The organism is Tenacibaculum jejuense, from assembly GCF_900198195.1.
GTDB lineage: Bacteria > Bacteroidota > Bacteroidia > Flavobacteriales > Flavobacteriaceae > Polaribacter > Polaribacter jejuensis.
The window spans coordinates 3,291,530-3,314,649 of record NZ_LT899436.1 but is presented as its reverse complement, the minus strand read 5'-3'; the positions used below and the strand labels follow the sequence as shown (position 1 = coordinate 3,314,649).

Genomic DNA, 23,120 nt, shown 5'->3' with positions numbered 1-23,120 from the left:
AAAGAGGTGTTCACCTCAACAACAAATCAAATTCAATCAGATGAAAGCAACTTTTTACGAGGGAAATAAAAAACTGTCTTTAGTTGACAAAGAAATAGAAGCACCAAAAGAAGGAGATGTAAGAATAAAAGTAGCATATGCAGGAGTTTGCGGTACAGACATGCATATTTATCATGGAATGATGGATGGTAGAGTAGCTATTCCTTTAACTATTGGTCATGAAATGTCAGGTACAGTTGATGCAGTAGGAAAAGAAGTTACAGATTATAAAATTGGAGATAAAGTTGTCGTTAGACCTTTAGACGATAGACTGGCTAAACCATCTGATAAAGGTTTTAATCATATTTGCGAAGAATTAAAATTCATAGGTATTGATAGTCCTGGTGCCATGCAACAATACTGGAATGTTCCAGCTTTTACACTTCACAAACTTCCAGATACAACAGATTTAAAATTAGCAGCATTGGTAGAACCACTTTCTGTGGCAACACACGATGTTCGTATGAGTGAATTAAAACCGAACGAGTATGCTGTTGTTTTAGGCGGAGGTCCAATCGGAATGCTAATCGCTTTAGTAGCAAAAGAAATGGGAGCTAATGTTATTATTTCGGAAGTTAATGAAAGTAGAATTACAAAGGCAAAAGAAATGGGATTGGAAGCTGTTAGTCCAATAGAAACAGATTTGGTTGCTTATGTAAAAGATAAAACTGAAGGAAGATTGGCCGACGTAGTTTTTGAAGTTGCCGGAGTTCAATCCACACTAGATATCATGACTGAAATATCTGGAATACGAGGGAGAATTGTTATGGTGGCGATTCATGGCCAACCTAAGCCTGTAAATCTTTTCAAGTTTTTCTGGAAAGAATTAAAGCTGATAGGAGCAAGAGTTTATGAAAAAGAAGACTATGAAAAATCAATTCAATTAATCAATGATAATAAACTTCCATTTTCAGAAATGATTACGGGAGTAGAATCAATTAGTAAAATTCAAGAAGTTTTCGAAGGAATTGACAAAAATCCTAATGGGATGAAAACATTAATCGATTGTCAATCCGTATAAAAATATAATCGATGGGAATATTAAACAAATTTAGTTTAGAAGGTAAAACTGCATTAGTAACAGGTTGTAAAAGAGGAATAGGTAAAGCAATGGCTGTTGCATTAGCAGAAGCTGGTGCAGATATAATTGGAGTTTCTGCTTCATTAGAATTAGAAAATAGTAATGTAGAGAAAGAAGTTGTTGCAATTGGAAAATCTTTTAAAGCTTATCAATGCGATTTTGGAGATAGAAAGGCTTTATATGAGTTTATCAAACAAGTAAAAGAAGATTTTCCTAAAGTAGATATTCTTGTAAATAATGCTGGAACTATTTTACGAGCTCCTGCTGTAGAACATTCGGATGAATATTGGGATAAAGTAATTGAAATCAATCAATCTGCGCAATTCATTTTAACTCGAGAGTTTGGTAAAGAAATGGTAAAAAGGGAGGAAGGTAAAATCATTTTTACAGCCTCTCTATTAACTTTTCAAGGAGGAATTACAGTGCCAGGTTATGCTGCAAGTAAAGGAGCAGTCGGACAATTAACTATGGCTTTTGCTAACGAATGGGCAGGAAAAGGAGTAAATGTAAATGCAATTGCTCCAGGTTATATTTCTACAGATAATACCGAAGCTTTAAGAAATAATCCAGAAAGAGCAACTTCTATTTTATCTAGAATTCCCGCTGGAAGATGGGGACAACCAGAAGATTTTGCAGGTCCAGTAGTATTCTTAGCATCTAAAGCTTCAGACTATATGAGTGGTTCTGTAATGCTTGTAGATGGTGGATGGATGGGAAGATAAACTAAACTTAAAAACAACTAAATCATGTCAACAGTAAAAGAATATCAATTATTTATAAATGGCGAATGGAAAAAATCGTCATCTGGAGAAACTATAAATGTTGTTTGTCCTGCAACAGAAGAAATTGTTGCAACAGTTCAAAACGGAACACCAGAAGAAGCTATAGAAGCATTAAAAGTTGCTGAAAAAGCACAGAAAGAATGGAGAAAATTACCTGCTCGTACAAGAGGAGAGTATTTATATAAATTGGCAGATGAAATTGATGCAGAATCTGATCGCTTGGCTAAACTTTTAGTAAAAGAGCAAGGAAAATTATTAAAAGTCGCTAAGATGGAAGTTGCGGTCACAGCTTCGTTTATCAGATATGCAGCTGAGGGAGCAAGAAGAATTGAAGGAGATATTATTCCTTCAGATAACCCAAATGAACAAATTTGGATTCAAAAAATTCCAAGAGGTGTTGTGGTAGCTATCACTGCTTGGAATTTCCCTTTAGCTCTAGCGGGTAGAAAATTAGGCCCAGCTTTAGTAGCTGGAAATACTGTTGTTATCAAACCTACTTCAGAAACACCATTGGCTACATTAGAGTTAGGAGATTTAGCAAATAAAGTTGGAATTCCTGCTGGAGTTATCAATATTTTAACCGGACCAGGAAGAGCGATGGGAAATGCTCTTGTAGAAAGTCCAATAACGAAAATGGTAACAATGACAGGTTCTACACCTGTCGGACAACAAATTGCCAGAAATGCTGCCCAAAATTTAACTCATGTACAGTTAGAGTTAGGAGGAAAAGCTCCTTTCATTGTATTTGAAGATGCAGATATAGATGCGGCTGTAGAGTCAGCTTTGCATTCTAGATTTGATAATTGCGGGCAAGTATGTACTTGTAATGAAAGAATGTATGTACATGAAGGAATTTATGATGAGTTTATGGACAAATTCATAGCTAAAGTGAAAGAACTTAAAGTTGGTGATCCTATGTTGGAAGAAACGGATATGGGGCCGAAAGTAAATGCTTCAGAGTTAAAAAACATGGAGCATTTAGTAGCAGTTAGTTTAGAAGAAGGAGCAACATTAGCCACTGGTGGAAAACGACCAGAAGGAACTCAATTTGAAAAAGGTTTTTGGTTTGAGCCTACAGTATTGACTAATGTAACACAAAAAATGACGATTGTTCATGAAGAATCTTTCGGGCCAATTCTACCAGTTTTAAAATTCAAAACATTTGATGAAGTAATAGATTATGCTAACGATTGTGATTATGGTTTAGCAGCTATGGTATTTACAAACGATATCAGCACGATTATGAAGTGTAATGAAGAACTTGAATTTGGAGAAATCTATGTAAATCGTGGTCACGGAGAACAACATCAAGGTTTTCATAACGGATATAAATTATCAGGTTCTGGTGGTGAAGATGGAAAGTATGGTTTCGAACAATATTTAGAAAAGAAAACTTTCTACGTGAGACATAAAGCATAGTTTTTATGAGTACAGCAATAAAAAATATTGAAGTTAAACTTTTCGAAGTTCCTCTGCCAGAAGTACTTTCTGATGCAAAGCATGGAGATCACTATCATTTTGAGTTAGTCACAGTAACGATTACTCTAGAAGATGGTTCCGAAGGTACTGGTTATACTTATACTGGAGGAAAAGGAGGTTACGCAATTAAAGCGATGATAGAACATGATTTTACAAACGCTTTAATTGGTAAAGAAGGAACAGATGTAGAAGCAATTTATGAGTTTTTGGAATGGCATATTCACTATGTTGGTAGAGGAGGTATAGCATCTTTTGCGATTTCTGCTGTAGATATTGCATTATGGGATATTCGCTGTAAAAAATCCAATCAACCTTTATGGAAAATGGCTGGTGGAACTTCAAATACTTGTAAAGCATATTGCGGAGGTATCGATCTAATGTTTCCTATTGAAAAGTTGTTGAAAAACATGGATGATTATATATCCAGAGGTTTTAATGCAGTAAAAATAAAAATAGGAAAAGAAAATTTAGATGAGGATATAGAACGAATTAAAGCTGTTCGAGATCATATCGGACCAGATATCACTTTCATGGTAGATGCGAATTATTCTATGACCAAAGAAAAGGCTATTGAAGCGATAGCACGTTTTAAAGGGTTTGATATTACTTGGTTTGAAGAACCAATTATTCCAGACGATTATAAAGGATATGGTGAAATTGTAGATAAAACAGGATTTCCTTTAGCAATGGGAGAAAACTTACATACAATCCATGAATTTGAATATGCAATGGATCAAGCAAAGCTTTCTTTTATACAACCTGATGCTTCTAATTGTGGAGGAGTTACTGGTTGGTTAGCAGCTGCAAAATTGGCAAAGGAAAATAATATTCCTGTGTGTTCACACGGAATGCAAGAATTACATGTGAGTTTAGTTTCGGCTCAATCGAATGCAGGATGGTTAGAAGTACATAGTTTTCCGATTGATGAATATACGAAACGACCTTTAGTGGTAGAAAATTTTAAGGCTGTGGCTCCAAGCACTTCCGGGGTTGGAGTAGAGTTTGATTGGGAAAAGCTGCAGCCATTTAAAAAGTAAAAGTAGATGAGTAACAATATAACAGAACAGCAGTTAGACTTTCTAGGAATAACAAATCAAGATAAGTTAAGTGCTGCCAGTAAAAGAGCACTAAAATGGCCGATTGATTTAGGTAATGAATGGTTTTTTGAATACGAAGTAGAAAATTTAAAAGGAGACTTAGCATACGAAGAAGGTGTTGTGAGAAGAGATCCTAGTGCAATGATAAAGCACGATGAAAAGTATTTCGTATGGTATTCTAAATCTGTTGGTCCAACAGATGGTTTTGCTGGAGATATAGAAAAGGAAAAAGTATTTCCATGGGACAGATGCGATCTTTGGTATGCCACTTCTTATGATGGAATCACATGGAAAGAAGAAGGTGTAGCAGTAAAAAGAGGAGAAAAAGGAACTTACGATGATAGATCTGTTTTCACTCCAGAAGTTATGGAATACGATGGTAAATATTACTTAGTGTATCAAACTGTAAAATCTCCATACAATGTTAGAGTTAAAAATCAAGTAGGTTTAGCTTGGGCAGATTCTCCACACGGACCTTGGACAAAATCGGAAGAACCAATTTTAAGTCCAGCTGATAATGGAGTTTGGCAAGGAGATAAAGACAATCGCTTTATGGTAGAAAAGAAAGGAGATTTCGATAGTCATAAAGTTCACGATCCATGTATTATTCCTTATAACAATAAGTTCTATTTGTACTACAAAGGAGAGCAAATGGGAGAAGCAATTACGTTTGGAGGAAGACAAATCAGGCATGGTGTTGCAATTGCAGATAATCCTAAAGGTCCTTATGTAAAGTCAGAATATAATCCAATTTCAAATAGTGGTCATGAGATTTGCGTTTGGAAATATAACGGAGGAATTGCTTCTTTAATAACGACTGATGGGCCAGAAAAAAATACGGTTCAATGGGCGCCAGACGGAATTAATTTTGACATCAAAGCTGTAGTAAAAGGCGCGCCTCATGCAATCGGATTGAATAGAACAGCAGATATAGAAAAAGAACCTTGTGAAATTCTTCGATGGGGATTAACTCATGAATATATGAATGACGATTATCAGTATATCAGAAGATTTACAACCTGGAAAATGAAACATCACACAGCAAAAGGAGAAAGGGGAGAATAGATGAAGAAAGTTGTAACATTTGGTGAAATTCTATTGCGATTATCACCTCCAGGATATTTAAGATTCTCTCAAGCTAACAGTTTGGATGTTCAGTTTGGAGGAGGTGAAGCCAATACTGCTGTTTCATTAGCTAATTATGGAGTTAACGTAGATTTTATTACGAGAATTCCAGATAATGATATTGCACAATGCGCTCTTATGGAAATGCGAAAAAGAGGTGTTGGCACCAATAATATCATTTACGGAGGAGATAGATTAGGTATTTATTTCTTAGAAAATGGAGCTGTAAGTAGAGGAAGTAAAGTTGTTTACGACAGAGAGAATTCTGCAATGTCTCAAATTAAAAAAGGAATGATCGATTGGGATTTTGTTTTAAAAGATGCAACTTGGTTTCATTGGTGTGGTATTACTCCGGCGATTTCTCAAAGTGCAGCTGAAGCTTGTTTAGAAGCAGTAAAAGCTGCTTCAGCAAAAGGAATAACTATTTCAACTGATTTTAATTACCGTGCAAAACTTTGGAAGTATTGTAATCATGAAACTCGACAAAAAATCATGACTGAATTAACTTCGTATAGTAATATCATTTTAGGTAGTGAATACGACGCAAAAATGTTCTTCAATATTCTTCCAGATGAAGTTTCAACAACATTAAATACATCAGAAAAAAAGAAAGAAGAGTTCTTATCTGTTTGTAAAAAAATACAAGAACAATTTCCAATAATAAAGAAGATTATAAAAACAGAACGCGGTTCTATATCAGCATCGCACAATACCTGGGGGGGGATTTTATTCGATGGTGCTAAATTATATGAATCTCCGAAGTATGAAATAACAGATATCGTAGATAGAGTTGGAGGAGGTGATTCTTTCATGGGAGCGTTAATTTATGTCTTATTAGAAAATATGAATGACAACCAAAGAGCATTAAACTTTGCTACGGCAGCATCTTGTTTAAAACATACAATTAAGGGAGATGTGAATTTAATGACTGTAGAAGAAGTTGAAAAACTCATGGAAGGTGACGCTTCAGGTAGAGTTTCAAGATAAATAACAGAAAAAAGTAGTAATAATTATAAAAATACGGTAAGTCAGTGAGATGTTACTGAGAGTTCTTACATCTAAAATTTAAAGATTAAAAGTGGCAAAGTATTCAAGATTAGAAGTAATAAATACCATGATAAATACGGGTTTAGTGCCACTTTTTTATCATGAAGATATCAATTTAAGCAAACAAATATTAAAAGCATGTTATGATGGAGGAGCACGATTATTAGAATTTACTAGTAGAGGTGATTTTGCACATCAAGTATTTGAAGAATTAAATAAATACGCATTAGAACATTTACCAGGAATGATATTAGGAGTCGGTTCTGTTACTGATGTAGGTTCTGCTTCTTTATACATGCAATTAGGAGCAAACTTTATCGTAACTCCTGTTTTAAGAGAAGATATAGCAAAGATTTGTAATAGGAGAAAAGTATTATGGTCTCCAGGCTGTGGAAGTTTAACTGAAATAGCAAACGCAGAAGAATTGGGTTGTGAAATTGTAAAACTATTCCCTGGAGGAATTTATGGTCCCAATTTCGTGAAAGCTGTAAAAGGACCTCAACCTTGGACGATGATTATGCCTACTGGTGGCGTATCTACAGAAAGAGAAAATTTAGAAGCTTGGTTCAAATCAGGTGTTACTTGTGTTGGTATCGGATCGAAATTAATTTCTAAAGAAATGATACAAAGTAAAGATTTTAACAAGCTAGAGAAAACAGTAAAATCAACAATCAATTTAATAAAAGAATTAAAAACAACCTATAATCTAAAAACTTAAAAAGAATATGTCTAGTAAACAATTATACATAGTCCGTATTGCAGCAATTGTTGCATTAGGAGGTTTTCTCTTAGGATTTGACGCTTCAGTAATTTCTGGTGTAGTACGATTTATTGAACCAGAATTTAATTTATCAAAATTACAGTTAGGTTGGGCAGTGAGTTCAATTACACTTACAGCAGCTTTAGGTATGCTTATTGCTGGTCCGATGAGTGATAAATACGGAAGAAGAAAATTACTTAAATATGCGGCTTTATTGTTTACAGTTTCAGCTGTGGGATCTGGATTAGCAGGTAATTTTTTCTGGTTAATCATTTTTCGATTAATTGGTGGATTAGCTGTGGGAGCTTCTTTAATTATTGCTCCAATGTATATTGCTGAAATTGCTCCTGCTGAAAAACGAGGACAGTTAGTTTCAATCAATCAGTTAAATATTGTTTTAGGAATATCAATCGCATTTTTCACAAATTATCTCATTCTAAAGTGGGGAGAAACTGATGCAGAATGGGTAAAAATTCTCGGATTAAAAGAATGGAATTGGAGATGGATGTTAGGGATTGAAGCTGTTCCAGCAATCTTTTATTTTCTTGGATTATTTCTAGTGCCTAGAAGTCCGAGATGGTTAATTATTCAAGATAGAAAAGAAGAAGCATTAGCTGTTATAGAAAAAGTAATTTCAAAAGAAGAAGCTCAAAATCAAGTAGCAGAAGTAACACAAAGTATTCTAGAAGATAAAAATAAAGAGAAATCAAAAATATCTGATCTCTTTAGTAAATCTATGCGTAAAGTAATTACGATAGGTTTAATCGTGGGAATTTTTCAGCAAATTGTAGGAATCAATGCTGTATTATTTTATGCTCCAATGATTTTTGAACAAACAGGAATTGGAACCGATGCTTCTTTTGTGCAAGCTGTTTTAGTTGGTTTTACAAATTTGATCTTTACAGTTTTAGCAATTTTTACAATTGACAAATTAGGAAGAAAACCATTATTAATTATTGGAATGGCTGGTATTGCTATTTGTTTGTTTTTATTGAGTTACGGATTTAACTCTGCTACGTATTCATTAGATGCAGATGCAATTGAAAGTTTACCAGAAACGCTTCAGAAAGATAAATTACTTACAATTCAAGGTAAAGTATTTGAAAATGATCTTGAATTCAAAAAAGAAATTTCCTTACTGTTAGGTGAAAAGGAATATAAGTTACACGAAGGAGCAATTGCAAGTGTAGGTACACATATGAATACAATTTTAATTCTTATCGGAATTATTGGTTTTGTAGGATCGTTTGCTATGTCAATTGGTCCAGTAATGTGGGTGTTGTTTTCAGAATTATTTCCTAATAAAATAAGAGGGTTAGCAATTTCATTTGTAGGATTAATAAATCTAGCTGTTTCATTTTTAGTACAACTACTTTTTCCGTGGCAATTATCTGCTTTAGGAAGTACTAAAACATTTTTAATCTACGGACTTTTCGCGCTTATTGGATTTGCTTTTGTGTGGTTTAAAGTACCAGAAACAAAAGGAAAATCATTAGAAGAGTTAGAAGAAATTCTAGTAAAGCAATAGTTCAAAAAAATAAGAAAATGAAAATGAAGTTCTCTTTACAGTATGTGTTAGTTGCAGCAAGTTTAATTATACTTTTAAGCTGTAACCATCAATCTCAACAAGAAGAAAAAGAGCATAAATTGGTATTGTTTGACTTTGAAAATATCCAGCAAAAATCACATATAAGAGCTCAAGATGCAACTTTTGAATTTGTAGAAGAAACTAACAATAATTACATAAAAGTCAATAACGGATTTACTATAAAAGAACCAGGAGTAAAGTTGTTGGCAGAGAAAGCGTCTCCATGGAATTTATCTAGCTATTTTCAGGTAAAAGCAGATGTAAAGAATATCGGAGAAGAAGATATTCAAGTAGAAATGTTTGTTGGTAACGATCCTAATTTATTGTTACGTTGGTATTGTTCTGATTATGTTGATTTAAAACCTGGTGAAGCAAAAACAATAGTGGTTGATTTAGCTTGGACACCATGGATTAACAAACCGCAAATAGAATTCAAGGGAATGAATGGAGCGCCAGGGAAAATCAAAGCAGATTTAACCAAAGTGACAGAAATTACATTCAATTCAAGATATGCAACAAAACGAAACAACTTCACAGTTGATAATGTAAGAGCTGTAGGGAAATATGAAGAAAAAGATGCAAATAATTTCTTCCCATTTATAGATGAATTTGGTCAGTACAAACATGCCGATTGGAAAGGTAAAATCCATTCTAAAAAAGAACTAATTGCAAAGGCAAATAAAGAATTAAAAGTTTTAGAGGCTAGTAAAGGAGCACCGAATATTGGAAAATATGGAGGTTGGACAGCCGGACCAAAACTTAAAGCTACAGGTTTTTTTAGAACTGAAAAAGTGAATGGGAAATGGTGGATGGTTGATCCGGAAGGAAATTTATTTTGGACTGCCGGTTTAAATTGTGTGTCATCTAGTTCAGTCGCTACAGGAATTACAGAAAGAGAAAATTATTTTTCTTCAATGCCAAGTAAAGATGAAAAATTAGGTCAGTTTTATCAAGAAACCAAGTTTGTTCCTAATCATGGTTTTTATTTCGATAAGGTTCCTTACACTACGTACAATTTTTATCAAAGTAACCTCTACAGAAAATATGGAGATAATTGGAAAGAAAAATTTCAAGATATCGCTCATAAAAGAATTAAAGATTGGGGAATGAATACCATCGGATTCATGTCTGATTTTGGAGCAACACGACAAGGAAGAACTCCATACGTAGGTTCAATTTGGATTAAAGAAACACCAAAAATTTTAGGTTCAAAAGGATATTGGGGACCAATGCACGATGTTTTCGATCCAAACTTCAGAAAAGCTGTTCAAGAATCTATTCAAAGTCAAAAAGAAGGCGCCAACGATCCTTGGTGTATAGGATATTTTATAGATAACGAATTGTCTTGGGGACTTTTAGGTTCGCTTTCAGTAGGAACATTAAAAAGTCCAGCTGATCAACCTGCTAAAATTGAATTCATTAATGATTTAAAAGCTAAATATGTAAGCATAGAAAAGCTCAATAAAAAGTGGGGAGCAAAATATACTTCATGGAGCAATATGTTAGAAGTCACAGATGAACCTAACGTAAAGTTAGCAGAAGAAGATTTGTTAGTTTTCTATAAAAAAATAGCAGATACATATTTTAAAATTGTTCATAACGAAATTAAAAAAGTTGCACCTCATCAAAACTATTTGGGTTGTCGTTTTGCTTGGGCAAATAACGATGTGGTTTTGTCTACTGCGAGTAAGTATTTAGACATCATGAGTTTCAATAAATACGAATACAGTGTAGAAAAATTCTCATTACCTAAAGATGTAGACAAACCAGTAATGATTGGTGAGTTTCACTTTGGGGCTAATGACAGAGGAAGTTTCCATGTTGGGGTAAAAAAAGCAAAAAATCAAGCTGAACGAGGTCAAATGTATCAAGATTATATTCAAGGAGCATTACGAAATCCATATATCATTGGCGCACATTGGTTTCAGTATATAGATGAACCCAATACAGGTCGTTTTGATGGCGAAAATTATAATGTTGGTTTTATAGATGTTTGCGATAATCCTTTTGAAGAAGTTATTGAAAAAGTGAAAGAAACCACCTACAACATGTATGAATATCGAAGAGATCATCATTTAAAATAAAACGAAATCAAACCAAATCTACCTATAAAATGAAAAATATTAGTCAAGACGAAAAAGAGAAAATGAGTAGAAAAGGAATTAATTCCAATGAAAAAATTGTTTTCGATTTAAGTGGAAACAATTGGCAAATGGAAGGAATTCGACCAGGAGAAGGAGTAAAAACTGGCTTTCATGAACTTAACTTTGATATCACAGGAGATTCGTTTAATTGGATTTACGCCAAAGTCCCAGGAGATGTTTATACAGATTTATGGAGAGCAGGAAGATTAGACGATCCACATTTTGGTAGAAATAGTTTAAAAGCAAAATGGGTTCCAGAGAACGAATGGTGGTATAAACGTCAGTTCGATGTTCCAAGAGAAATGTTTGAAAAAAGAATTCAATTGGTTTTTGATGGAGTTGATTTTGCTTGTGATGTTTGGTTGAATGGAGAGTTTTTAGGAACTCATGAAGGAATGTTCTCTAAATTTAAATTTGATGTTTCAAAAGTCATTCGTTTCGAGAATTTACGTTTCGGAACAAATGTGTTAATGGTTCGTTTGCATCCAGCTCCAAGACGATATAGTCAGGTTGCCGGAAGAAAGCCAGCTTGGCACGGAGATTATTGGGTAAGTTTACCTCCAACAGGAATTTGGAAACCAGTGTATTTAGAAGCTATGGGGAATGTTACTGTTGAAGATACTTACGTAAAGCTTTCAATTCTTTCTAAAAATTCTGCAAAGCTTAACATTGAAGTTGAATTAGAAAACCATACAGATCAATCGAAAAAACTAGAACTTCAAATAGATGTTGAAGGAGAAAATTTCGATTCAAAAATTTATAGAATTTCAAAAGAAATAAATGTTGATACAGGAATACAAAAGCTTGATGTTGATTTAGTTATTGATGAAGCAAAACTTTGGTGGCCTTGGGATTTAGGAGATCAAAATCTCTACAAAGCGAAAGTAACTGTTTTAGAAGGTGAAAATTTACACGATACTACTGAAACAACTTTCGGAATTAGAGAGATTAAAATGGAACATAATCCAGGTTTTACTAGAGAGCAAGTAGAAAATCCTTGGACAGTTATGATTAACGGTAAACGCCACTTTATGCGTTCAGGAACTTGGGGCGGACCACCAGATATTTTTATGGGAAGAGCGCATAAAAGTAAATATGAAGAGTTAATTAGATTAGCAAAAGAAGCAAATTTTAATAATCTAAGAATTTTCGGTTGGCATCCAGAAGAGATTCCGTATTTCTATGAATTATGCAACAGAGCAGGGATTACAGTTTGGCAAGATGTTTTACCATTAGCAAGTTTGTCGCTTCCTAAAGAAGAAGAGTTTAAAAAGGCAGTTTTCGAAGAAGCAATTGCTTCTGTTAAAGAACAAAGAAATCATCCTTGTATCGTTTTATTAGAAGGTTCAGAAGAGTTATTCATGACAGCTTCTGATCCGCAACACAATCTTAACTTCGTGAATGAATTAGGAGAAGCCATAAAACCATACACTTCTTTGTACTATATTCCGTCTTCGCCTTTAAGTGATGAAGTTGGTTTAAATCTAGGTTTCAAACCTAATGAAAGTTACCACGCTAATGATTTATTCTATGGAGAAGGAGAGTTTGTAATGGAAGATTATTTTCCAAGTTTAGATTATGCGGTTATTCCAGAATTAGCCATTTCATCTTGTCCGAATGTAGAAAGTATTAAAAAGTTTATTCCTGAAGATGAAATTTGGCCACCAGGACCAAGTTGGGGACATCATTGGACAGATTTTGATGCATTACGAACATTGAATTTTGAAGTATTAGGAGATCAATCTAGAGATGGTTTCGAAAAGTTTGTAGAAGCTACTCAAATTGCGCAAGGTGTCATCTTTCAATATGCATTAGAACATTTCAGAACTAGAAAACCTAAAACTAGTGCCATTTGTATTTGTCATTACATCACATTTGCACCAGATATGAAATGGGGAATTGTAGATTATTACCAAGAAAAGAAATTATCATTCGATTATGTAAAAAAAGCATATCAGCCGGTTTTAATTACAATGAAACATGATAACAGACGTTGGTTACCTGGAGAAGAATTTATAGGAGAATTATGGATTGTAAATGATTATTACAAATCATTTAAAAACTCTAAAACAATGATCAAATTTTTAGATGCAAACAAATCTGTAGTGAAACAAGAGTTTTATGAAATTGATCAAATTTTAGGTGATAGTTCGAAAAAGTTCATAGATGTTTCTTGTGGTGTGCCAGGGAAATTAGGAGATAAATTCTATGTAGAAATTAATCTGGTAAATGAGAACGGACAAGAATTATCAGCCAATGATTACATGTTGTTAGTAGCAGATAAAAAGAAAGATAAAGAAACATTAAAAGCAATTGGTAAAGAGGCTTTTGATATAAAACAGAAATACGGTTGGGCGAATTATTTTAGATATTATCCGAGTTTAGGTGGAGAGACTGGTTATAAAGAAGCAGATGAAGTAATGCCTGTAGCTAGAGGATTTGAAAAATAATTGAGTTAACTGTACTATTAAATAAGTAAATAATCCAAATAAATAACTTAAGTATAAATTTATGTTTAATATGAAAACACGTAATAGAATAGTAAAATCAATGTTGTTGCTATTTATATTCCAAATATCAATTGGTTGTGGAGGTTCAGATTCAGAAAACCCACCAAATACAAATGATAATCCTGTAGCGCAAGATGATGTATTAACTGTTGAAGAGAATAGTAATTCAGGAACTTCAAATCAAATCAATGTGACAAGCAATGATGAAATTGGAACAGATGGTGGAGATGATGATAATTATGAAATTTCAATGCAACCAGAAAAAGGAACAATAACAGAAGTTAGTGATGGTGTATTCGAATATATTCCAGAGGCAAACTACTTCGGAACAGATTCATTCACTTATAAAATAACAGATAAAGATGGCGATTCAGATACGGCTAAGGTGAATGTAACTATCAATAAACACACATTAACTGCAGATGATTTTAATAATATAAATCCAGATTTTCCTTCATTTACATCAATAGACGATACTACTCCAAATGATAAAAAATGGGTGAAATTAGAAACAATGTCAGACGAATTTGATGCTTGGGACAATACAAAGTGGTTTAAGTCTACATGGAATTATGGAGTGCCAGTATTTATGTCAGAATCTGCTGATAATTCTGGTGTTACTGACGGTAAATTATGGATCAAAGCAACTTTAAATGAAAGTAATCCAGAAGATAGATGGTTTCAAACTGCAAGAATTCATTCAAAAGCAGAAACGAAATATCCAATGTATACAGAAGCAAGAATTCAAACAGCGCACATTTCTGCGTACAATACATTTTGGTTAAACAACGGAGATATTAATAATAGAGATGAAATTGATATTATAGAAAATAACTCAAAACCTTCTTGTGGTTGTCAACCAGATTTTCCAAATCAAATGAACGCACAATATTTTCAGGCTGATGAGAATAAAACACCACAAACAGTTCGTAACAAAGGAAATTACCTAATATCAGATCTATCTTCAGTAAATCCTTTAAAAAATGTAGGTTGGAATGAAGGTTATCATACTTATGGAGTTTGGTGGAAAGATGAAAAAAATATTCAGTTTTATTTAGATGGAGAACCAGCAGGAAGTGTTACTGTTGGAGAACATGAAGATGGAAATACTTATGATAGAAAATTTACAAGAGAATTAGAGATTATTTTCGATTTATGGACCAGCGACGCAAATTGGCTTGGTGGATTGCCACCGAAAAGTGATTTAGGAGACAATTCAATTAATACTATGAAAATTGATTGGGTTAGAACTTGGAAACTGGAGGATAAATAGAATATATTTTCATCTAAAATAAGTACGAGCAGCTCTTATTCTTTTTAAGGAAAGAAAATGGAGCTGCTTTTTTGTTTAAACTCTTAAAAAAACTAAAAAATTAATTGAAAAAAACTTGACAACAGCTCTAAACCCTTTATTTGACGGTACTTTTTTCATTAGGTTTTAGTTTCTTGCATTTGTCTAAAATTAACATATAATCAAAAAATGGAACGAAAAAATTAGAAATAATCATTTTTAAAGTTCCTTTTTTTAGAAAATGAAACCGAATGAGTGCTAAAACTTTGTACAAAGTAACCTTACTGTCATTAGTAACCATTTTTTCTTGTCAAGAGAAAAAAGAAGAATCACAAGAAGCAAAAAAAATATGGAATTATAACTCAGAAATAGTTATTAATGATTTTGAATCAGACACTGTTTCAGTGAATACTATAAAAGATATCAATGCAACATCTAAAGTAATTTCACTTTCAGAAAATAATAAAGTTTTGAAAGTTGCTATAAGAGGTGATGAAAAAGAAAGTGGAGTAAAATTTAGTACAAATACACCATGGAAATTAGATAAAAATAAGAAGTATAATCTAGTTTTTGATGCTAAGAGTGAGAATGGAAGTTCTTCATTCATTAATGTTGTTGTAACCAATTCAAAAAATCAATCTACAAGAAGAATTGTGAGTGTACAACCTAACGAGTTTAAATCATATTATTTTGAATTAACAACTCAAAAAGAAGATATAGAAAGCGGATTAAGAGATACTCCTCCAGCTTGGGAAACTGAAGCTGTACACATGAAAATTAATGGATTGTTAAGTATCATTGACTTTTCTGAAATTAAATCAATTCAAATTTATAGATCTCAAGGTTATAAGAATAAAACAGTACTTCTAGATAATATTAGAATAGTAGAAAGTCCAGAAAGAGATCCTAATTTTTTAAAAGGAATAGTAGATAAATTCGGACAAAATGCTAAAGTAGATTTTCCAATTAAAGTGAGTTCAGATGAAGAGTTAAAAAATATCGCAGATGCAGAACTAAAAACTCTAGCAGAATATACATTAATGCCAGATAGAAGTCAGTATGGAGGCTGGAAAAATGGTCCAAAACTAAAAGCAACTGGATATTTCAGAAAAGAAAAAATAAACGGAAAATGGGCATTAGTAGATCCTGAAGGATATTTATTCTTTTCGATAGGATTGGCAAATGTAAGAATGGCAAATTCTACAACATATACTGGTATCGATTACACAGATGAGAAGTTAAAACATAGAGATCCGGAAGATGTAACTCCAGAAGATTCAAAAGGAATTGTGGCTGTGCCTAAAGAAATTATGAAAACAGCTCATGTAACAAACAAACTAAGAAATGATATGTTTGTGGAATTACCAGCTGTAGACGGACCATTAGCAGATCATTACAGTTACAGAAAGGAATCTCATTTCGGGCCGATAGAACACGGACAAACCTATAGTTTTTATAGTTCAAATTTAGAAAGAAGATATGGCGAACAATATCCGAAATCTTATGTAGATAAATGGTTGCAAGTTACAGAAGATCGAATGCGTAATTGGGGATTTACTTCTTTTGGAAATTGGATTGATCCTGCATTTTACCACAGAAATAAATTACCATTTTTCGCTAATGGATGGATTATTGGAGATTTTCAAAAAGTATATTCTGGATTAGATTATTGGGGACCAATGCCTGATCCTTTCGATCCTGAATTTGAAAGAAGAGCTAAGAAATCAATTGCAGTAGTTGCAGAAGAAGTAAAAAATAATCCATGGTGTATTGGTGTATTTATCGATAACGAAAGAAGTTGGGGAGCAACTAGCGCAAAAAAATATCATTACGGATTAGTGTTAGACGGACTTTCAAAAGACATGACAAGTTATTTGAAAAGACATAGCATAAAAATCTTAAGGAAAAAGTATGCAAAAATTACAGATTTAAATACGGCTTGGAATACTAAAATTACTTCATGGAAAGCCCTAGAAGCTGGAATAGATTATAAATCAAAAGAAGAATATTCCGAAGAAATGATTGCAGATTTATCAGTTTTATTAGAAGCTTTTGCAACAAAATATTTTCAGGTAATTCATGATGCTTTAGAGAAAAAAATGCCGAATCATATGTATTTAGGTTGTCGTTTTGCAGTTTGGGGAGTAACTCCAGAAGTGCGAAAATCAGCAGCCAAATTCGTAGATGTGTTTAGCTACAATTACTATAAAGAAGGTATTGGAAAAAAATATTGGAAGTTTTTAGAAGAAGTAGACATGCCAACATTAATAGGAGAATATCACATGGGAGCTCCAGATTCTGGTTTATTACATTCTGGTTTAGTGCATGCAGTAGATCAAGATGATAGAGCAAAAATGTGGGAAGATTATGCAAACTCTGTAATAGATAATCCATATTTAGTTGGTTGTCATTGGTTTCAATATTTAGATTCACCGCTTACAGGTAGAGCACACGATGGCGAAAACTACAATGTTGGTTTCGTTTCTGCAACAGATATTCCTTATCCATCAATGATAAAAAAAGCCAAAGAAATAAACTCAGGTTTGTACACAAGAAGATTTGGAAATACAGATCACAAGTAATTATCGTATGAACAGAACGTACAATTTTTGTAATAGAAGATTGAGTATATTATTTTTAATATGCTTAATTTTTTCAGTAAAGGCACAAGAAAACTTACTGAAGTTACCAGATTATATAGCACCAAAAGATAGAATAGCATTTGCTTTATATACAATTCACGAAAACACGTTAAAGCTTACAGCACAGTTTTATCCAATAAAAAATGTAGAACCTTTTGAAGCTAGTTTAGAAGTTTTTAAAAATAACAAATGGGAAAAAGTAGCAGAAACTCGAATTATTTATCCAGGTTACACAGCTCCATTTAGAGTAGAAAATTGGGATGATACTAAAGAGTTGAAATATAGAGTAAATCATAACAATACTGCTTACTACGAAGGAATTTTAAGGAAGAATCCGATAGATAAAGATGAGTTTATTATGGCTGCATTTACTTGCAACTCTATTTATCCAGGACATGGTGGAGATATTTCAAGAAATGATATAATAGAGAATGTAAAAAAGATAAAACCAGATTTACTTTTTTTCTCAGGCGATCAAGTATACGATCATAGTCAGCATTATTTGTATTGGTTAAAATTTGGTAAAGATTTCGAAGAAATTATCAGAAATACACCAACGATAACTATTCCAGACGATCATGATATTGGTCAAGGAAATCTTTGGGGACAAGGTGGAAAAAAAGCAAATTCTCGAAGAGGAATATCAGGTGGATATTACATGCCAATTGAATATATAAAAGAAGTAGAAAGAGCACAAACGAGTCATTTACCAGACGCTTACGATGCTACTCCAATTGGACAAGGAATTGGTGTGTATTATACAGACTTAAAATGGGGAGGAATGAGTTTTGCAATCTTAGAGGATAGAAAGTTTAAGTCTGGACTCGATTTAGTTGCTGAAAAAAATCCAGATGTTTTTCCGAATGGTTCTTATGAAGCTATTTTCAATCCAAATGTAGATACTAAGAAAATGGATGTAGAAGGACTTGTTTTATTAGGAGACAGGCAACTTAAATTTTTAGAAGATTGGACTACCGATTGGAAAGATGCAAGTATGAAAACGGTGTTATCTCAAACTATTTTTTCACAGGTAAATAATTATTCAGGAAAACATGATAGAGAGCTTTTAGCTGATTTTGATACGAATGCTTGGCCGCAAACAGGAAGAAATAAAGCATTGTCTGTAATTAGAAAAAGTTTTTCTGTAATGGTTGCAGGTGATCAACATTTAGGAAGTGTTGTTAAACATGGGGTTGATGATTTTGGAGATGCTGGATATTCTTTCTGTACACCAGCCATTGCAAATTTTTGGTTGCGTTGGTGGGATCCAAAAAAAGCGGGAGCAAATCAAGAGAAAAATGCACCAAAATATACGGGTGATTTCCTAGATGGTTTTCAAAATAAAATGACGGTAAAAGCAGTTGGTAATCCAACTTTACCAGAAATAAAAGAAGGAGGGAAGTTATCTACAAGAGCTGCAGGTTATGGTATTGTTCGTTATCACAAGAAAACTAGAGCTATTACTTTCGAATGTTGGGGAAGAAATGTAAATATAACAGATGCGAAAAGTAAGCAATATCCAGGTTGGCCAATTACAATACAACAGTCAGATAATTATACCATTAAAAACGGTTATGAATTACCAGGATTAACTATTTCAAAACCAGACCAAGTTGTAACGATTCATAATTCAGAAACTAATGAATTGATATCTTCTTTAAGAATAAAAGGTTCAAAATATCAAGCAAAAGTTCCTAAAGAAGGTTTGTATACTATTACAATTGGAGAAGGTAAAAACATTAGAGTACTTCAAAATATTAAAGCTAAGAAAAGGAACAGAATCAGGAAGAAAGTAATTATTGACTAAAAAGCTTAATGATGAGAGTTTTTCTAACAAATATTAAGTTTTTGTCAAGTGGGGATTCTCTTAATTTTTAGCATATAAATTTACTTTTGAAAGCTTACGAGCCATAAAATATATGTAATATGAAGCTTAAAAATTTAATTTTTATAATTAGCATAATCTTTGGTGTTGCTTGTTCATCTGGAAACGATAATACTCCTGAACAAGTAGACGGAGATACTACAGATGGAAGTACAGATTCAGGAAATGATTCTGATAATGCAGCAGAAACTTGGATGACAATTCCTGTTCCTGCTAATGCTGGCGATGGAATGACTTGGGAATTTCAATCAGATATTTCAGATGATTTTGAATATGAATTCGCTGGACAACCGAATTTAGCAGAATTTGGGAATGGAAAATGGACTAACTTTTATCATAACCAATGGGACGGACCTGGAGCGACCATTTGGAAACATGAAAACGTAACAGTTTCCGGTGGTAATTTACGTTTAATTACTACAAGAGAACCAGGAGAAATGAAAACATATACTTCAGGTTCAGATACATATACAGATAAAGCTACTCGTTTGGGATGTATTACCTCAACAAAAAGAGTCAAATATCCTGTTTATGTTGAAACTAGAGTAAAAGCTGCGAATGCATTTTTCGCTTCTGATATTTGGATGTTGAGTCCAGATGATACACAAGAAATAGACATTTTAGAAGCTTACGGAGCTCAAAATCCAAGAAACGGACAACAATGGTTCAGCGAAAGATTTCATATTAGCCATCATGTATTTATTAGAAACCCGTTTCAAGATTATCAACCAAAAGATGTTAGTACTTGGCAAAAAATAGATGGATATCCATTTGTGTCTAGTGATTGGGTTCGTATTGGTGTGTATTGGAAATCTCCAACGCATTTAGAGTATTATATCAATGGAAACTTGGTTAAGGTTATGGATAATTTAGATACAGTTGGAGGTAAAGATGGAATAGATCCTTTAGGATACACATCTCCAAACCAAACCGCAGATAATACTAGAACAGGATTAAACAAAGAAATGGATATTATCATAAATGCTGAAGTTCAAAATTGGAATGCAGCTGCAGATAGATTTCCAACAGATGAAGAAATCGCAAATTCTCCAGAAGATCATGTTTTAAAAATAGACTGGATTAGAGTTTTTAAACCAGTAAGTAAGTAAGTTGTAACATAACGTGGATCTTAGAATCTTTAAATATCTCTTAATAATCCCCAAACAACTGTAGATTCTATGATAAGATTCACGTTATTTTTTGTTGTTATACAATTTACTATAAGCCTTCGGGCTTATTTTTTTTTGTTTTTGAAATTGTCTGTTGAAGTAACTTAAGCTATTAAAACCAGAAGCAAAACAGATTTCAGATACAGTCAAATCAGATTCTGATAATAATCGAGCAGCTTTGGTTATTCTAAGTTTATTTACATAATCTGTAAACGTAGTTTTTGTTCTTTTTTTAAAGTACTTACAGAAAGAAGATTTACTCATAAATACTTTTTTACTAATACTATCTAAAGAGATTTCTTGTTCTAAATTATCGAAAATATAGTTCAATATCTTTTGAAAAGTAGCACTATCTTTAGCTTGATAAAATTGCGAGCTTTCTGTTGTAGAAAGTAATTTTTGATTGCTATCTAAACTTAGTGTTTCTAATATTTCATACAAAGAAAGTAATCTAGAAATTCCAGTTAAGTTTCCAAGATTAGTGATTTCTGCTTCATATTTTTTTCCATTGATAAATTGAATGCCACTAGCAGATTTTCTTAGTAACGAATGAATATTTTTCATTTCAGGAAGTTCATTCGCGAAAAATAAATCATCTTTAAACTGTATCACTTGACTTTTAGAAATCAAATCTTCTTGCTGATAAAAAATAGAGTCACAACGCCAATAATGTGGTAATTGCGGACCAATTAAGACCAAATCTCCTTCAGTAAAAGACTCTGCACTAGTCCCCACAAATCGAGTTCCATGTCCAGATTCGATGTAAGTCAATTCATATTCATGATGAAAATGCCAAGGAGAATCAAAATAGTTTTGTTTGAATTCAGAAACTAAAAATGACTGCTGATTCGAATAAAAAAGTTGTTCATTAATAGCTTTCATAACTCAATATGTTCTTTTCTGCGTTGTTTTAATTAATAAAAAGGAAATATAGTTCAAAAAATTGACAATATCCGTCGGTGATTAAAAAACTGTTCTTATCAAATTTGTAAAAAACAACACGATATTTATGAAGAGTGAATTTTCAGATCCTTTTGAAGAAGCTAGAAAAAAAACAGGTTTAGGACATATAGATGATCAAAACGATCCTGTGGCTATGATTTTACGTCATAAAGATGTTAGAAAAACAGCACACAACTGGAAAACATATCAATCTAGTGCAGTTCCAGGGAGAATTGTAGTTCCTTCAGAAGTAAATATTCGTGATATCAGACAGATTCCTTTTGAAGTAGATCCGCCTTTACATAAAGATTTTAGAGATTTATTAGAAGGATGGTTCAAAAGACCAAATAGAGAAGAATACCAAAAGACACTTAAAAATCAGGTTTCAAATTTAATAGATGATGTACTATCAGAAGATGAAATTGAAGTTGTACATGATTTTTCTTTAAAATTACAATCGAGAGCACTTACAATTTTATTAAATACTGAGTACTCAGAATCAGATACATTTATTTCATGGGGAACACATGTATTTAGAAGTGAAGGAGACAGTTTAGACGCTTCTAAAGCAAATGTGTTGTATGATTATTTAGATGCAAAAATTAATGGAGCAAGAGAAAATTTAGGAGAAGATTTGTATTCCGTTTTATTACAAGCAGAAGTAAATGGTAAAAAGTTAACTCACGATGAAATAAAAGGAATTATGATTTTAACTTTTGCTGGAGGAAGAGATACTGTAATTAACGCAGTAACTAATACTGTAGCTTACTTTGCAGATCATCCAAAATCATTACTTGATATAAAGAATAATCCAGAGAAAATTAACAAAGCAGTAGAAGAATTAATTCGTTATTTCTCACCATTAACACATATGGGAAGAGTAGTAACTGAAGATACTCAAGTATGTGAGCATGCTGTAAAAAATGATACTCGAGTTTCTTTATGTTGGGCTTCTGCAAATAGAGATGAAACTGTTTTTGAAAATCCTAATCAAGTGAATTTTGATAGAAAAATAAATCCTCATGTAGCTTTTGGATTTAGTCATCATAATTGTTTAGGAGCAACACATGCGCGTCAAATTATGAGAACTCTATTACAGCTTCTAGCAGATAAAGTTTCATCAATAGATATTATCGATAGCAGAGAAAATATTGAAGAATGGGGAGAATTCAAACGTAAAGTTGGTTTTCATGAATTAAAAGTAAAATTTAATAAATAAGAAAATAAATTATGGCTAACATAACTTTTATCACAAGTGATAATGAAAAAATAATATTAGAAGGAGATTCAGGAAATGTAATGCAATTAGCTGTAAATAATAGCGTAAATGGAATTGATGGTGATTGTGGCGGAGTTTGTTCTTGTGCTACGTGTCATGTTTTTGTCGCTGAAAAAGATATCGATAAAGTAGGAAAAGCAAGTAGTATAGAAGTAGACATGCTTGAGCTAGCAGACGACGCAAATGAATTTAGTCGTTTATGCTGTCAAATAGAAATTACAGAGGCTATTGACGGGGTAGAATTAACTGTTGCTAAATAA

17 protein-coding genes are annotated in these 23,120 nt (G+C 32.8%); 16 read left to right on the top strand and 1 reads right to left on the bottom strand.

What is annotated here, in order from left to right; genetic code table 11:
• Positions 1–40: 40 nt before the first annotated feature.
• The 14 genes from AQ1685_RS14460 (at position 41) to AQ1685_RS14395 (ending at position 20,579) form a co-directional block, all read left to right on the top strand.
• Positions 41–1,060, top strand: a complete 1,020-nt coding sequence (locus AQ1685_RS14460; RefSeq protein ID WP_095073300.1) for a zinc-dependent alcohol dehydrogenase — start codon at positions 41–43, stop codon at positions 1,058–1,060.
• A 17-nt stretch (positions 1,061–1,077) separates the two neighbouring features.
• Entirely contained in the window at positions 1,078–1,842 is a 765-nt protein-coding gene (locus AQ1685_RS14455; RefSeq protein ID WP_173862381.1) for an SDR family oxidoreductase, read from the top strand.
• A 24-nt stretch (positions 1,843–1,866) separates the two neighbouring features.
• Positions 1,867–3,321, top strand: coding sequence for an aldehyde dehydrogenase (gene aldA, locus AQ1685_RS14450; RefSeq protein WP_095073297.1), 1,455 nt, complete (start codon positions 1,867–1,869; stop codon positions 3,319–3,321).
• A gap of 5 nt (positions 3,322–3,326) precedes the next feature.
• Positions 3,327–4,418 (top strand): mandelate racemase/muconate lactonizing enzyme family protein, encoded by a 1,092-nt coding sequence (locus tag AQ1685_RS14445; RefSeq protein WP_095073295.1) that lies wholly within the window; start codon positions 3,327–3,329, stop codon positions 4,416–4,418.
• Between the two features lie 6 nt (positions 4,419–4,424).
• On the top strand, positions 4,425–5,543 hold the full coding sequence (locus AQ1685_RS14440) for a glycoside hydrolase family 117 protein (protein WP_095073293.1): 1,119 nt from the start codon (positions 4,425–4,427) through the stop codon (positions 5,541–5,543).
• Entirely contained in the window at positions 5,544–6,590 is a 1,047-nt protein-coding gene (locus AQ1685_RS14435) for a sugar kinase (protein ID WP_095073292.1), read from the top strand.
• 91 nt (positions 6,591–6,681) lie between these two features.
• Positions 6,682–7,368, top strand: coding sequence for a bifunctional 4-hydroxy-2-oxoglutarate aldolase/2-dehydro-3-deoxy-phosphogluconate aldolase (locus tag AQ1685_RS14430; protein WP_095073290.1), 687 nt, complete (start codon positions 6,682–6,684; stop codon positions 7,366–7,368).
• 7 nt (positions 7,369–7,375) lie between these two features.
• Entirely contained in the window at positions 7,376–8,938 is a 1,563-nt protein-coding gene (locus AQ1685_RS14425) for a sugar porter family MFS transporter (protein ID WP_095073288.1), read from the top strand.
• 17 nt (positions 8,939–8,955) lie between these two features.
• Positions 8,956–11,082: a beta-galactosidase gene (locus AQ1685_RS14420; RefSeq protein ID WP_095073287.1), complete on the top strand. Its 2,127-nt coding sequence runs from the start codon at positions 8,956–8,958 to the stop codon at positions 11,080–11,082.
• A gap of 29 nt (positions 11,083–11,111) precedes the next feature.
• Positions 11,112–13,592, top strand: coding sequence for a glycoside hydrolase family 2 protein (locus tag AQ1685_RS14415; RefSeq protein WP_095073285.1), 2,481 nt, complete (start codon positions 11,112–11,114; stop codon positions 13,590–13,592).
• Between the two features lie 70 nt (positions 13,593–13,662).
• Positions 13,663–14,925 (top strand): Ig-like domain-containing protein, encoded by a 1,263-nt coding sequence (locus AQ1685_RS14410; protein WP_162288580.1) that lies wholly within the window; start codon positions 13,663–13,665, stop codon positions 14,923–14,925.
• A 269-nt stretch (positions 14,926–15,194) separates the two neighbouring features.
• On the top strand, positions 15,195–17,525 hold the full coding sequence (locus tag AQ1685_RS14405; protein WP_157730239.1) for a beta-galactosidase: 2,331 nt from the start codon (positions 15,195–15,197) through the stop codon (positions 17,523–17,525).
• 7 nt (positions 17,526–17,532) lie between these two features.
• Positions 17,533–19,392, top strand: a complete 1,860-nt coding sequence (locus AQ1685_RS14400) for an alkaline phosphatase D family protein (RefSeq protein WP_095073283.1) — start codon at positions 17,533–17,535, stop codon at positions 19,390–19,392.
• Positions 19,393–19,511: 119 nt separating this feature from the next.
• On the top strand, positions 19,512–20,579 hold the full coding sequence (locus AQ1685_RS14395) for a LamG domain-containing protein (RefSeq protein ID WP_095073281.1): 1,068 nt from the start codon (positions 19,512–19,514) through the stop codon (positions 20,577–20,579).
• 84 nt (positions 20,580–20,663) lie between these two features.
• Here the strand turns inward: AQ1685_RS14395 and AQ1685_RS14390 are convergent, their stop codons facing one another.
• Positions 20,664–21,521 carry an AraC family transcriptional regulator gene (locus tag AQ1685_RS14390; RefSeq protein ID WP_095073279.1) on the bottom strand — a complete coding sequence of 286 codons (858 nt, stop codon included), beginning with the start codon at positions 21,519–21,521 and terminating at the stop codon, positions 20,664–20,666.
• Between the two features lie 127 nt (positions 21,522–21,648).
• On the opposite strand from AQ1685_RS14390, the gene AQ1685_RS14385 reads away from it, so the two are divergent.
• Entirely contained in the window at positions 21,649–22,800 is a 1,152-nt protein-coding gene (locus tag AQ1685_RS14385; protein ID WP_095073277.1) for a cytochrome P450, read from the top strand.
• Between the two features lie 11 nt (positions 22,801–22,811).
• Positions 22,812–23,120: a 2Fe-2S iron-sulfur cluster-binding protein gene (locus tag AQ1685_RS14380; protein ID WP_095073276.1), complete on the top strand. Its 309-nt coding sequence runs from the start codon at positions 22,812–22,814 to the stop codon at positions 23,118–23,120.